At 68.5% G+C, this 12,715-nt stretch carries 11 protein-coding genes; 2 read left to right on the top strand and 9 right to left on the bottom strand.

Translation table 11 applies throughout. From position 1 onward, the window contains the following. Positions 1–636: histidine phosphatase family protein (locus SREC43747_RS0117920; protein WP_029722731.1), on the top strand; the 636-nt coding region annotated here is incomplete at its 5' end. A 73-nt stretch (positions 637–709) separates the two neighbouring features. On the opposite strand, the gene SREC43747_RS21170 is transcribed toward SREC43747_RS0117920, so the two are convergent. The 4 genes from SREC43747_RS21170 to SREC43747_RS0117900 form a co-directional block, all read right to left on the bottom strand. Continuing rightward, positions 710–1,684: an LLM class F420-dependent oxidoreductase gene (locus SREC43747_RS21170; protein ID WP_029722729.1), complete on the bottom strand. Its 975-nt coding sequence runs from the start codon at positions 1,682–1,684 to the stop codon at positions 710–712. After that, a complete protein-coding gene (locus SREC43747_RS21165) occupies positions 1,681–3,216 on the bottom strand; it encodes an acyl-CoA synthetase (RefSeq protein WP_029722728.1) in 1,536 nt (511 codons plus the stop codon). The genes SREC43747_RS21170 and SREC43747_RS21165 overlap by 4 nt, the downstream gene beginning before the upstream one ends. A gap of 207 nt (positions 3,217–3,423) precedes the next feature. Next, positions 3,424–4,083, bottom strand: a complete 660-nt coding sequence (locus tag SREC43747_RS0117905; protein ID WP_029722727.1) for a PaaI family thioesterase — start codon at positions 4,081–4,083, stop codon at positions 3,424–3,426. Between the two features lie 5 nt (positions 4,084–4,088). Beyond that, complete coding sequence (locus SREC43747_RS0117900) at positions 4,089–4,853, bottom strand: crotonase/enoyl-CoA hydratase family protein (RefSeq protein ID WP_029722726.1); 765 nt, start codon at positions 4,851–4,853, stop codon at positions 4,089–4,091. Positions 4,854–5,142: 289 nt separating this feature from the next. Here SREC43747_RS0117900 and SREC43747_RS0117895 point away from each other — a divergent pair, with 289 nt between their 5' ends. Continuing rightward, positions 5,143–6,141, top strand: coding sequence for a LysR family transcriptional regulator (locus tag SREC43747_RS0117895; protein WP_081722674.1), 999 nt, complete (start codon positions 5,143–5,145; stop codon positions 6,139–6,141). Here the strand turns inward: SREC43747_RS0117895 and SREC43747_RS20745 are convergent. The 5 genes from SREC43747_RS20745 to SREC43747_RS0117865 form a co-directional block, all read right to left on the bottom strand. Beyond that, entirely contained in the window at positions 6,038–6,928 is an 891-nt protein-coding gene (locus tag SREC43747_RS20745; protein ID WP_081722673.1) for a LysR family transcriptional regulator, read from the bottom strand. The two genes, SREC43747_RS0117895 and SREC43747_RS20745, sit on opposite strands and share 104 nt — an antisense overlap. A gap of 46 nt (positions 6,929–6,974) precedes the next feature. Beyond that, positions 6,975–8,120 carry an acyl-CoA dehydrogenase family protein gene (locus tag SREC43747_RS0117880; protein WP_029722723.1) on the bottom strand — a complete coding sequence of 382 codons (1,146 nt, stop codon included), beginning with the start codon at positions 8,118–8,120 and terminating at the stop codon, positions 6,975–6,977. A 36-nt stretch (positions 8,121–8,156) separates the two neighbouring features. Continuing rightward, positions 8,157–9,293, bottom strand: a complete 1,137-nt coding sequence (locus SREC43747_RS0117875; protein WP_029722722.1) for a thiolase family protein — start codon at positions 9,291–9,293, stop codon at positions 8,157–8,159. Positions 9,294–9,570: 277 nt separating this feature from the next. Then, the gene (locus tag SREC43747_RS0117870; protein ID WP_029722721.1) at positions 9,571–11,022 is read right to left on the bottom strand and encodes a glutamate synthase subunit beta; all 1,452 of its coding nucleotides are present in this window, start codon (positions 11,020–11,022) and stop codon (positions 9,571–9,573) included. Continuing rightward, the coding region (locus SREC43747_RS0117865; protein ID WP_029722720.1) for a glutamate synthase-related protein at positions 11,015–12,715 on the bottom strand (1,701 nt) is incomplete at its 5' end. The genes SREC43747_RS0117865 and SREC43747_RS0117870, both read right to left, overlap by 8 nt.

The following is a 12,715-nucleotide window of genomic DNA, read 5'->3' as shown; positions in this document are numbered from 1 at the left end:
CCGCCCGGTGCCACCGACATCCTGCTGGTCCGGCACGGGGAATCCGCTCCGGCTCGGCCGGACCAACCGTTTCCGCTGCTGGACGGCCAAGGGGATCCGGAACTGGCGGAGACCGGACGTGTCCAGGCCGAGCGGGTGGCGCAGCGGCTGGCTGACGAGCGCATCGACGCCGTCTACGTCACGCCGCTCCGCCGCACGGCGCAGACCGCCGCGCCGCTGCTCGCCGAACTCGGGATCGAGCCGGTGGTCGAACCGGATCTGCGAGAAGTGCACCTCGGCGAGTGGGAAGGCGGTGTGTACCGGCAGAAGCTCGCCGAAGGGGACCCGTTGGTCAAGCAGCTGCTGGCGGAGCAGCGCTGGGACGTCATCCCCGGCGCTGAAGATCCCGAACTGCTGCGCGAGCGGGTGACCAAAGCGATCGGCCGCATCGCCGCCGACCACCCGGACCAGCGGGTCGCGGTGTTCACCCACGGCGGGATCATCGGGGAAGTCCTGGCCCTGGCTTCCGGTTCCCGCCCGTTCTCCTTCCTCAGCGCGGACAACGGATCCATTTCCCAGGTCGTGGTGACCGGCAGCAATTGGTTCGTCCGGAGGTTCAACGACACGGCGCACTTGGCCGGCATTCCGACCGGGTGAGTCTCTCCGGGACGTTCAGCCACCAGGTGCTTTGCCGTTGAGACCGGCGGTCGGTCTCAACGGCAAAGCCGTCTCAACGGCGGGCGAGCGCACGCACCGCGCGCACCGGGTCCCCCGTTCCCAGCAGCGCGATCACCGGAGTCGTCATGCCGTTCTCCACGTACTGCTCGATCCGCTCCCGGCAGTACTGCGCCGGTCCGTGGACGACCAGCTCGTCGACCACGCTGTCCGGGATCTCGGCGAGGGCTTGCTTGCGTTCCCCGGCTTCCCAAGCCCTCCACATCGGCGTCAGCTCTTCCCTGCCGAGCCATTCGTGGAACGCCCGGTACACCGGGACGTTCAGGTATGCCGCGATCTGCCGGCGGGCGATGCCGCGCGCTGTTTCGGCGTCCTCGTCCGGCAGCACGAAGATCCGGGCCACGATCTCCTTGTCCGGACCGCTCTCCCGCACGTACGGCGCCACGGTGCGCACGTCCTCGGCGGAAAGCCAATTGATGATCGCACCATCACCTTCCCGGCCGGCCAACCGCAGCATCCCCTGCCGCAGGGCGGCTATCAGGACGGGTGGTGGCTCTTCCGGGACGAAGGCGGGTTTGAACCCCTGAACGGCGAACGTGTCGTAGGTTTCGGTGATCTTCTCCCCGCGCAGCGCCTTGCGCAGGAACCGGACGGTGTCCCGGACCTTCTTGTAGGGTTCCTCGAAGGGGATGCCGTTCCACCGCTGGACGATCACGTTCGACGAAGTCCCGATGCCCAAGGCGAAACGCCCCGGGGCAGCGGCCGCCATGGTGGCGGCGCTCATCGCCAAAGTGGCGGGCCCGCGGGTGTAGGCCGGCACGATGGCGGTGCCCAGCCGCAACTGCGGAGCCCAGACGCTGGCCAAGGCCAGCGGGGTGAACGCGTCGGTGGCGCTCGCTTCCGAGGACCACACGTCCGTGTAGCCGAGTTCCGGTAGCTCGGCGACCAGCTTCTGCTGTTCTGGAAGGGGAATTCCCGAGAACGGGATGCTGATCCCCCACCGCTGGGTCGGAGCGTTCGTGTTCGTCAAGCCTTCAAATACCTTTCCTTCAGCTTCTCCTTGAAGAGTTTCCCGGTCGGTTTCCGGGGAAGCTCGGTGACGAAGTCCACGCTGCGCGGAGCCTTGTAGTGCGCGATCCGTTCGCGCACGTACTCGATCAACTTCCGCTCGAGCTCCGGCCCCGGCTGCGCCCCGGGCATCGGCTGGACGACCGCCTTGACCGCCTCGCCCATCTCCGGATCGGGAACCCCGATCACCGCAACATCGAGCACATCGGGGTGCATGGTGAGCACATTTTCCACCTCTTGGGGATAGATGTTCACCCCACCAGAGATGATCATAAAAGCTTTTCGGTCGGTCAGGAACAGGAATCCGTCCTCGTCGACGTACCCCAGATCCCCGACGGTGGCCCAGTTCGGGTGCTCGGGATGACGGCTCTCCTTCGTCTTCTCCGGATCGCCGTGGTACTCGAAGGTGATCTCGTCCCGCTCGAAGTAAACGGTTCCGACCTGCCCGGGCGGCAGCTCCTGGCCGTCGTCGTCGCAGATCCGCACGGTGCCCAGCACCGGCTTGCCCACCGATCCCCTTTTCCGCAGCCACTGCTCCGAATCGATCATCGTCATGCCGATCGCCTCGGTGGAGGCGTAGTACTCGTAGAGGATGGGCCCCCACCAGTCGATCATCGCTTGCTTCACGTCGATCGGGCACGGCGCTGCGGCGTGGATCGCCTTCCGGTGGCTGGAGAGGTCGTAGGAGTTGCGGACCTGCTCCGGCAGCTTGAGCATCCGCACGAACATGGTCGGCACCCATTGGCTGTGGGTGATCCGGTAGCGCTCGATCGCCCGCAACGCCGCTTCCGGATCGAACTTCTCCATCAGCACCACGGTGCCGCCCACCGCCTGCACGGCCGCGCAGTACCGGAGCGGTGCCGCGTGGTACACCGGCGCGGGCGACAGGTAGGTGGTCTCCTTGCCGAAGCCGTAGCATCCGCGCAGCAGCTCGGTCAGCAGGTCTCCGGGCTCGTCCACCTGGAGGTCCGGCAGTGCCGGTTTGACCCCCTTCGGGCGGCCGGTGGTGCCCGAGGAGTACAGCATGTCGATGCCCCGCGGCTGGCTCTCGGGAAGTTCATCGGAGGCTTCGGCGATCACGTTCTCGTAGTCGTCGAACCCGGAGATCGATCCTCCGTAGCACAGGCGTGTCCGCACCTTCGGGATCTCTTCCCGGAAACCTTCGGCCAGCTCCCGCAGATCTGCCGAGACGACCAGCGCGCTCGCCCCGGAGTCGTTGATGATGTAGGAGATCTCGGAAGGCTGCAGGTGCCAGTTGACCGCGCACAGGTACATCCCGGAACGAATCGCAGCCCAGTAGACCTCGAAAGCCTCCAGCGTGTTGCTGGCCAGCAGAGCGACCACATCCCCCGGTCCGTGCCCGGCGGCCCGCAGTGCGTTGGCCAACCGCAACGATCGCCTGTCGAGATCGCCGTAGGTCAGCACTTCCCCCGTGCCGGCCATGATCAGCGCTGGACGTTCCGGTTCCTCCGCCGCGTGAACACCTGGGTACATCGATCACTCCTCGAAGCTGGCCGCCTCACCGAACGTCCAATGAGGTCTCAATGTGCGATGCGGTGCGGTTGATTCTGGCGAGGTCTCCTTCCTGGTGACAATGGACCATTCAACTGAATTTCCGCCCAGTTGCGCTGAAAAGCATGGTTGGCGCACCACTTCTTCGAAAATGATCGACCGATCCGGCGAATTCCGACAGCGGCGGAATCAGCTGTACGTGTTCCGGCGCAAATTTCCGAAAATCCGCTTGGCCTGCTCAGCACTGGGCACCACGAACCTCGCCTGGGCTTCCACCAGAACCCGGTCCGGGTCCTGGCAAGTCGTGATCGTGGCGACCGATTCGGTCCACCTCCCGGGGTCCTCGTCGACCACTTGCGCCTGCAGCAGCAGCGGGGTCCGCAGCGGAACCGGACGGCGGTAGCGCAGGTTGAGCCGCACCGTCATGCCCGGCTTTCCGGAAGCCGCGTGCGCGTGCCCGAGCATCTGGTCCAGCAGCATTGCGCTGACCCCGCCGTGCGCGTAGCTGGGCGGTCCCTCGTGGGCCAACCCCAGAACGCAGGTGCCCACCGCTTTGCCGGGACTGACCTCCACCTCCAGCGGAGGTGCGTACGGGTGCCCCCGGCCCACCACCGGGTTGTAGTTCCTCTCGTGGCGGCTCTTGCCGTCCACCGACGGCAGCTCGCCGCGCTCCCGCCGGACCGCGGTGAGCTTCGGCACCAGTTGGCGCACTTGCCTGGCGACGTCGAGCAGCGTGCTGCTGTCGACCTCGGTGGCGACCGCGGCTTCGGTCAATTCCCGCAGCGCTGCGCCGAGTTCTGCCACCGCTGGGCGGCGTTCTTCAGGAACGCGCTGTTCACCTGTTGCCACGTCGGTCACTCGCCTCGCCACACCGGAGCGCGCTTTTCCGCGAACGCTCGAGCACCTTCTTGCGCATCGGCCGACTTGAACACCGGCTCGACCACTTTCGCCTGATCGGCGAACGCTCCGGCATCGGTCCAGCGAAGCGTGCTCGAAACGATCTGCTTGGTGGCCCGCACGGCCAGGGGCCCGTTGGCCGCGATCTGCGCGGCGAGCTCCCGCGCCCGGGCCAGGGCCTGCCCGGGCTCCGCCAGCCGGTTCACCAGGCCGTGCGCGTGCGCGGTTTCCGCGGTGAACGGGCTTCCCGTCAACGCCACCTCCATGGCCAACTGGTACGGCAGCGCTTTGGGCAGTCGGAGCAGTCCTCCGGCGGCGGCCACCAGGCCGCGTTTCACCTCCGGCAAGCCGAACTTCGCATCGCGAGCGGCGACGATCAGGTCGCAGCTGAGGGCCAGCTCGAAACCGCCCGCCAACGCCCACCCCTCGACCGCGGCGATCAGCGGCTTCTCCGGTGGTCTCTCGGTCAGACCACCGAACCCCCGCCCCGGCAACGAGGGACGCTCGCCCCGGGTGAACGCCTTCAAGTCCATTCCGGCGCTGAAGGTCCCACCGGAACCGGTGAGGATGCCGATGACCGCGTCGGAGCGCTCGTCGAACTCGTCCATGGCGGCCGCCAACTGCTCGGCCACCTCGCGGTTCACGGCATTGCGGGCCTCCGGGCGGTTGATGGTGAAGATCGCGACCCCGTCGCTGATCTCGGTCAGGACACTGTCACCCACGCTGACTCCTTGTCTGCGCCGCCACCCCACCACGAACGGGTTTCAGTTTTGTCCGCGGGCACCGGCTCGTCCAGGGCGACCGACCAGCAGGGGCAGATCCAAAGCCGCACGAAGTGATAGCCGGAACCAATACCACCTCGTCAGCCCGCTGATCATGACGATGCCGCGGGCACCGTTGCGCCGCGGATCGACTACTGCCGATCCGGCTTCCCATCGGGTAGCGTGCAGCGCGGCAGCGCCGCCAGGCGCTCCGCCAACCGATGTCCCGGTGGAACCGGAGAACGAGAACATGTCCGCTGAGGATGCACGGCGAGCTGGTCCGCGGTTCCCGCAGGAGCGGAGCTGGCAGCTCAGGCTGGTGGAGTACTTCGTCGCCGTCATGGAGCACGGCAGCGTCACCAAGGCAGCGCAGGCGCTGTTCATCGCGCAGCCGTCCTTGTCGCAAGCGATCCGGAACCTGGAGCGGCAGCTGGGGGTGCAGCTCTTCCACCGGACCGGCCGCAAGCTCGTGCTGACCGAGGACGGCAAGGCCTTCGCCGAGCCGGCCCGCCGCATCCTGCGGGACGTGCAACGAGCCCGGGAAGCCGTGCAGCAAGTGCGGGCCACCGCCGCCGGACAACTCGACCTCGCCGTCGTGCCCGCCCTGGCGGTGCACCCCCTTCCCCTGATCGCCGGGGAATTCCGACGGCAGCACCCCGGGGTGCTGCTCAACGTCATGGACCCCGGGGGCGCGGCGGCGACGGCTGAAGAAGTCCGCCGCGGCAACGCCGAGCTGGGGTTGACCGAACTGCCGGCCACCAGCGGTTCGCTGCGGTCCAAGCCGCTCTACCAGCAGGAAGTGGTGCTGGTCGCGCCGCCATCGTTGGCCGCTCGACTCCCGGACCCGGTGCCGCTGGCTGCGGTCGCCGACATACCGCTGGTGATGGAGACCAGCGAAACCAGCGTCCGCCCGCTGCTGCACGAAGACCTGGCCGCGACGGCGCGGACCGTCGCCGTGGAGTGCGCCCACCGGCAGGCCATCTGGCACCTGGTGATGAACGGGGCTGGGGCCACCTTCCTACCGCGGGAGCTGGCCGCCCAAGAGCTCCCGGAAGCCGTCCGGCTCTCCACCGTCCCGCCCATCCACCGCTCGGTAGGCGTCGTGCACCGCCCGGGGCCGCTGTCCCCCGCCGCCGCAGCGTTCCTCACCGTGGCGGAAACCGTGGTTCCGGTGGAAGCACCTCCAGGAAAGCCCGTCCAGCCGGGGACAGCCGACCCGGCGAGTACACCAGGCCGTACGGCAGAGTGATCGGCGGATCAGCGGCCCGCACCACCGCTCCCCGGGCCGCGGCCCGCTCCGCCGCGGGACGCTGCAGGATCGTCCCCCCGACCCCGGCCAGCACGAAGGGCAGCATCGCTTCGCGGTGCTGGACCACCGCGGCGGCGCGGGTGCGCTTGTGCGCGGCGCCCAGCGCGCGCTCCACCGCGGTCCGGCCGGTCGCCCCCTTGGGCACGATCACCAGCGGCAGGTCGGGGAGCGCCGCCAGCGGCAGCGGATCCCGCTCGGGCAATTCGGTTCCCGGCGGGAACACCAACCAGTACTCGTGGGTCCCCAACTGCCGCACCTGCAGATCGCTCGCCGACACCGGCAGGTGGCAGACGGCGATCTCGCAATGCCCCTCGCGGATCAGCGCGGGCACCGATTCCTCGTCCCGGATGTCCCCCAGCCGCAAGGAGACGTTCGGGTAGTGCTTCCGGAACTCGCCGACCAGGTGCGCGAGCGGATCCACCGCAAGCCCGGCCGTGGCGTGGATGTCCAACCGGCCCCGCGGCAGTCCCGCGGCGTCCACCAGCGCCCCCTCGGCCGCGACCACGTCGCGGAGGATCTGCCGGGCCGGCCCCACGAAGGCCTTGCCGGCCGCGGTGAGCACCATGCCCCGCCCGATGCGGTGGAAGAGCTCCACGCCGAGCTCCCGCTCCAGAGCGCGGATCGCCTGGGAAACGGTGGGCTGCGCCAGCTGCAGGGCGTTCGCCGCAGCGTTGATCCCGTTGTGGTCCACGACGGCCAGGAAGTACTCCACCTGGTGCAACTCCACGGCGTGGAGATTAGTCGGCGCGACCACCCGGCAACAGCCCTGCGGTTCACAACCCGAGCGACTTGGCGATGATCGTCTTCATCACCTCGGTCGTGCCTCCGAAGATGCGGGTCACCCGAGCGTCGGCGTACATCCGGGCGATCGGGTACTCCAGCATGTACCCGTAGCCGCCGTGCAGCTGCAAGCAGCGGTCGATCACCCGGGACTGCAGCTCGGTGCAGTACACCTTCACCTTGGCCGCGTCCGCCGCGGTGAGCTCCCCGACGTCGTGCTCCTCCAGCGCCCGGTCCAGCAGCGCCCTCCCCGCCTCGATCTCCACCGCGCAACCGGCCAGCTCGAACTTCGTGTTCTGGAACGCGGCCACCGGTTTGCCGAAAACCCTGCGCTCCTGCACGTATTCGTGCGTGGTGGCCAGCGCGGCTTCCGCGGCGGCTTGGGCGCCGATGGCGATGGCCAGCCGTTCCTGCGGCAGGTTCGAGGTGAGGTAGCGGAACGCCTTCCCCTCCTCGCCCAGCAGGTTCTCCGCCGGAACCCGCACGTCGTCGAAGAACAGCTCCGCGGTGTCCTGCGCTTTCAGCCCGAGCTTGGCCAGATTGCGCCCCCGGCTGAAGCCCGGCGTCCCGCTTTCCACCACCAGCAGCGACAGCCCCTCCCGGCGATCTCCTCCGCTGCTGGTGCGGGCCACCACCACGACCAGGTCGGCGTTGATGCCACCGGTGATGAACGTCTTGGCCCCGTTGAGCACGTAGTGGTCACCGTCGCGAACGGCCGTGGTGGCCACTCCGGCCAGGTCCGACCCGGTACCGGGCTCGGTCATCGCGATGGCGGCCAACTGGCTCCCGTCGGCCAACCCGGGGAGCCAGCGCTGCTTCTGCTTCTCGGTGGCGTAGGCCAGGAAGTACGGCAGCACCACGTTGAGGTGGACCGACAGCCCGCCCAGGGAGACCCCGGCCCGGGCCGTCTCCTCGGTGATGATCGCGTTGAACTTGAAACTGCTCGTCCCGCCTCCCCCGTACTCCTCGGGGACCTGCAGGCCGAGCATTCCGATCTTGCCCGCTTTGCGGAAGACCTCCTTGGGCACCAGGCCCGCTCGTTCCCACTCCGGGAAGTGCGGGACCACTTCGTTGACCAGGAACTCCCTGATCACTTGCCGGAAGGCTTCGTGTTCCTCACCGTAGGCGGTGCTGCGCATGGCTCCTCCCCAACTGCTCTGGTCTTCCGGCTCGCGTCAGGAGAGGAGCTCCAGGATCGTCGCGTTGGCCATGCCGCCGCCTTCGCACATGGTCTGCAGCCCGTAGCGGATCCCGTTGTCCCGCATGTGGTGCACCAGCCTGGTCATCAGGATCGCGCCGGAGGCGCCCAGCGGATGGCCGACCGCGATCGCGCCGCCGAGCGGGTTGAGCCGCCGCGGGTCCGCGCCCGTTTCCGCGAGCCACGCCAGCGGAACCGGCGCGAACGCCTCGTTGACCTCGAAAACGCCGATGTCGTCGATGCCGAGGCCGGCTTTGCGCAGTGCCTTGTGCGTCGCCGGCCACGGTGCGGTGAGCATGATGACCGGGTCGTCCGCGGCCAGCACAGCGGTGTGCACCCGAGCGATCGGGGTCCAGCCGCGCTGCCGGGCCACTTCGCTGGTGGTGATCAGCAGGGCTCCCGCACCGTCGGAGATCTGCGAGGAATTGCCGGCCGTGATCACCCCGTCCTCGCGGAAGACCGTCCGGAGCCCGCCGAGCTTTTCCAGACTGGTGTCGCGGCGGATGCCCTCGTCGGCTTCCAGCACGCCGTCGAACTTGGCCAGCTGTCCCTCGAAAGCGCCGGACTCGGCGGCGGCAGCTGCTTTTCGGTGCGATTCCAGGGAGAACTCGTCCAATTGCGTTCGGGAGAAGCCCCACTTCTGGGCGATCATCTCGGCACCGATGCCCTGGTTGAAGCCTTTGACGCCGAACCTGTTCAGCACCGAGTCCGGGAACGGCGAGCCGTCCGCTTTGGCCGAGCCCATCGGAACCCGGCTCATCGACTCCACCCCGCCGGCCACTGCGATGTCGTAGTACCCGGCTATCACACCGGCCGCCACCGCGTGCACCGCTTGCTGGCTCGACCCGCACTGCCGGTCCACCGATGTCGCCGGCACCGACTCCGGCCATCCCGCGGCGAATACCGCGGTGCGCGCGATGTTGCCCGCCTGGTCCCCCACTTGACTGACGCATCCCCAGACCACGTCGTCGATGTCCACCGGGTCGATCCCGGTGCGTTCGGCCAGCGCGGTGAGCACATGAGCGGAGAGCTCCGCCGGATGGACATCCGCGAGCGCTCCGTTCCGCTTGCCGATCGGAGAACGAACCGCGTCGACGATGACCGCGTCCCTCATCTGCCTTCTCCCGTCCGGTGATCTGCCGCAGCCCCCGGAAATGAATCAACCACCGGTCGGCCAGCAGGGCAAAGACCCGATTCGGAACACTTGGATAGGCCGCATCTATGCCAGGTGAGCGCTGGGCGGTCGCAGCACCGCGCTCCAGCACCGCCGGCGCGGTCGGTGCTCGTCCCGGCCCGGGGAGCGGTTCCCGCACCGGGTGGTGGAGCAGCGAAGAAAAGAGCACCCCGACCGCGGGGGTCGGGGTGCTCGGTGCGAGTGGTGACCGCGGCTGTTACGAAATGGGCCGATCGGTCGGCCGAATCGGTGCCGGCAGGATGTCGCGCCCGGTGAGGTAGCGGTCCACCCCGGCGGCGGCCGAGCGGCCCTCGGAGATCGCCCAGACGATGAGCGACTGCCCGCGTCCCATGTCACCGGCGACGAAAACACCGTCCACACTGGTCATGAAGTTCTCGTCGCGGGCGACGTTGCCCCGCTGGTCGAACTCCACGCCCAGGTTGTCGAGCAGGCCTTCCCGCTCGGGGCCGGTGAAGCCCATCGCCAGCAGCACGAGCTGGGCGGGGATTTCCCGGCTGGTCCCTTCGACGGGGACGAACTTGCCGTCCTCCCGACGGACCTCCACCGCCTTCAGGGCGCGCACGTTGCCGTGCTCGTCCCCGAGGAACTCCTCGGTGTTGATCGAGAACAGCCGTTCCCCGCCCTCTTCGTGCGCCGAGGAAACCCGGTAGATCATCGGGTAGACCGGCCACGGCTGGTGCTCCGGCCGCGACTTGGGCGGCGTCGGCATGATCTCCAGCTGGGTGACCGAACGGGCCCCTTGCCGGAGCGCGGTGCCCAAGCAGTCGGCGCCGGTGTCGCCACCGCCGATGACGACGACGTCCTTGTCCTTCGCCGTGATCGGCGACTCGGTGAGGTCGCCTTCCTGCACCCGGTTCGCCAGCGGCAGGTACTCCATCGCCTGGTGGATGCCGCCGAGCTCCCGCCCCGGCACCGGCAGGTCACGGGGCTTGGTCGAACCGCCGGCGAGCACTACCGCGTCGTAGTCCTCCTTCAGCTGTTCGACGGTGACGTCCACCCCGACGTTCACACCGGCGCGGAATTCGGTGCCCTCGGCTCGCATCTGCCCGAGGCGGCGGTCCAGCCGCCACTTCTCCATCTTGAACTCGGGGATGCCGTAGCGCAGCAGTCCACCGATGCGGTCCGCGCGCTCGTAGACCACCACGCTGTGCCCGGCCCGGGTCAGCTGCTGGGCAGCGGCCAATCCGGCCGGCCCGGAACCGATGACGGCGACCTTCTTCCCGGTCCTGGTCTTCGGCAGCTGCGGCTTGACCCAACCGGCTTCCCAAGCGCGGTCGATGGTTTCGAACTCGACCTGCTTGATGGTGACCGGATCGGAGTTGATGCCGACCACGCAGGCGGCTTCGCACGGCGCCGGGCACAGGAGCCCGGTGAACTCCGGGAAGTTGTTCGTGGCGTGCAGCCGCTCGATGGCCGACTGCCAGTCGTCCCGCCAAACGAGGTCGTTCCACTCCGGGATCAGGTTGCCCAGCGGACACCCCTGGTGGCAGAACGGGATGCCGCAGTCCATGCAGCGGCCCGCTTGCTTCTGCAGCTTGGCCTGCTCGAAGTCGTGGTAGACCTCGCGCCAGTCCTTGATGCGCACATCCACTGGACGCCGCTGCGGGGTCTCGCGCGACGTCGTCATGAAACCCTTGGGATCAGCCATGGGCGGCCTCCATAATCGCCTCGTTGACGTCGCGCCCTTCGCGTTCGGCAGCGCTGCGGGCTGCGAGCACTCGCTTGAAGTCCTTGGGCATCACCTTGCTGAACCGTTCGACGGCGTTGTCCCAGTCGGTCAGCAACCGGTGCGCGACCGCGGATTCGGTCTGCTCGTAGTGCCGGCGGATGCGGTCGTAGAGGAACTTGCGGTCGTCCTCGTCGATCGGGTCCAGGTCCACCATTTCCCGGTTGACCCGGTTGGTGTCCAGATCCAGCACGTAGGCGATACCACCGGACATGCCGGCCGCGAAGTTGCGCCCGACGGGGCCGAGGAACACGGCCCGACCACCGGTCATGTACTCGCAACCGTGGTCACCGGCGCCTTCGACCACCGCGATGGCCCCGGAGTTGCGCACGCAGAACCGCTCGCCCACGACACCGCGGACGAACATCTCCCCGCTGGTGGCCCCGTACAGCAGCACGTTGCCGGCGATGATGTTCTCCTCAGCGGCGAACGGCGCGTCCGGGTGCGGGCGCACCACGATCCGCCCGCCGGACAGGCCCTTGCCGACGTAGTCGTTGGCGTCGCCGAGCAGCCGCAAGGTCACCCCGCGCGGGAGGAATGCGCCGAAGGACTGCCCCGCCGAGCCGGTGAACGTCACGTCGATGGTGTCGTCCGGCAGGCCTTCGCCGCCCCAGCGCCGAGTCACCTCGGACCCGAGCATGGTGCCGACCGTCCGGTTGACGTTGCGCACCGGCATCTCCAGCCGAACCGGGGTGCCGTCCTTGATGGCCCCCTCGCAGAGCTGGATGAGGGTGTTGTCCAGGGCTTCGCTCAACCCGTGGTCCTGCTCCGCGGTGCGACGGCGCGAGGCCCCTTCGGCGAGCTCCGGGACGTGCGTGATGGGCGAGAGGTCCAGCCCCTGGGTCTTCCAGTGCCGCTCCGCCTCGGAGGTGTCCAGCAGCTCGGCGTGGCCGATGGCTTCGTCCAGCGAGCGGAACCCGAGCTCGGCCAGGTACTCGCGCACCTCTTGGGCGATGAACTCGAAGAAGTTCACCACGTACTCGGCCTTGCCGCTGAACTTCTCCCGCAGCTTCGGGTTCTGGGTGGCCACCCCGACCGGGCAGGTGTCCAGGTGGCAGACCCGCATCATGATGCAGCCCGAAACCACCAGCGGCGCGGTGGCGAAACCGTACTCCTCGGCGCCCAGCAGGGCGGCGACGACGACGTCGCGGCCGGTCTTGAGCTGGCCGTCGGTCTGCACCACGATCCGGTCGCGCAGGTCGTTGGCCAACAGCGTCTGCTGGGTTTCGGCCAGACCGAGTTCCCACGGGCCACCGGCGTGCTTGATCGAGGACAGCGGCGAAGCACCGGTGCCGCCGTCGTGCCCGGAGATCAGCACCACGTCGGCGTGCGCCTTGGCCACCCCGGCGGCCACCGTGCCCACGCCGACCTCGGAGACCAGCTTGACGTGGATCCGCGCCTTCGGGTTGGCGTTCTTCAGGTCGTGGATGAGCTGCGCCAGGTCCTCGATGGAGTAGATGTCGTGGTGCGGCGGCGGCGAGATCAGCCCCACGCCCGGCGTGGAGTGCCGCGTCTTGGCCACCCACGGGTAGACCTTGTGCCCGGGCAGCTGGCCGCCTTCCCCGGGCTTGGCGCCCTGGGCCATCTTGATCTGGATGTCGTCGGCGTTGACCAG

The organism is Saccharopolyspora rectivirgula DSM 43747 (assembly GCF_000497205.1).
GTDB lineage: Bacteria > Actinomycetota > Actinomycetes > Mycobacteriales > Pseudonocardiaceae > Saccharopolyspora > Saccharopolyspora rectivirgula.
Note: the sequence above shows the minus strand (reverse complement) of the source record. Positions and strands in the feature narration are given on the sequence as shown.

What these genes read in the sequence shown, in the direction of transcription:
- SREC43747_RS21165 (WP_029722728.1), bottom strand. Translation starts at nt 3,216, where the DNA reads ATGTACCCAGGTGTTCACGCGGCGGAGGAACCGGAACGTCCAGCGCTG.
- SREC43747_RS0117895 (WP_081722674.1), top strand. Translation starts at nt 5,143, where the DNA reads ATGTCCGCTGAGGATGCACGGCGAGCTGGTCCGCGGTTCCCGCAGGAG.
- SREC43747_RS0117880 (WP_029722723.1), bottom strand. Translation starts at nt 8,120, where the DNA reads ATGCGCAGCACCGCCTACGGTGAGGAACACGAAGCCTTCCGGCAAGTG.
- SREC43747_RS0117875 (WP_029722722.1), bottom strand. Translation starts at nt 9,293, where the DNA reads ATGAGGGACGCGGTCATCGTCGACGCGGTTCGTTCTCCGATCGGCAAG.
- SREC43747_RS0117870 (WP_029722721.1), bottom strand. Translation starts at nt 11,022, where the DNA reads ATGGCTGATCCCAAGGGTTTCATGACGACGTCGCGCGAGACCCCGCAG.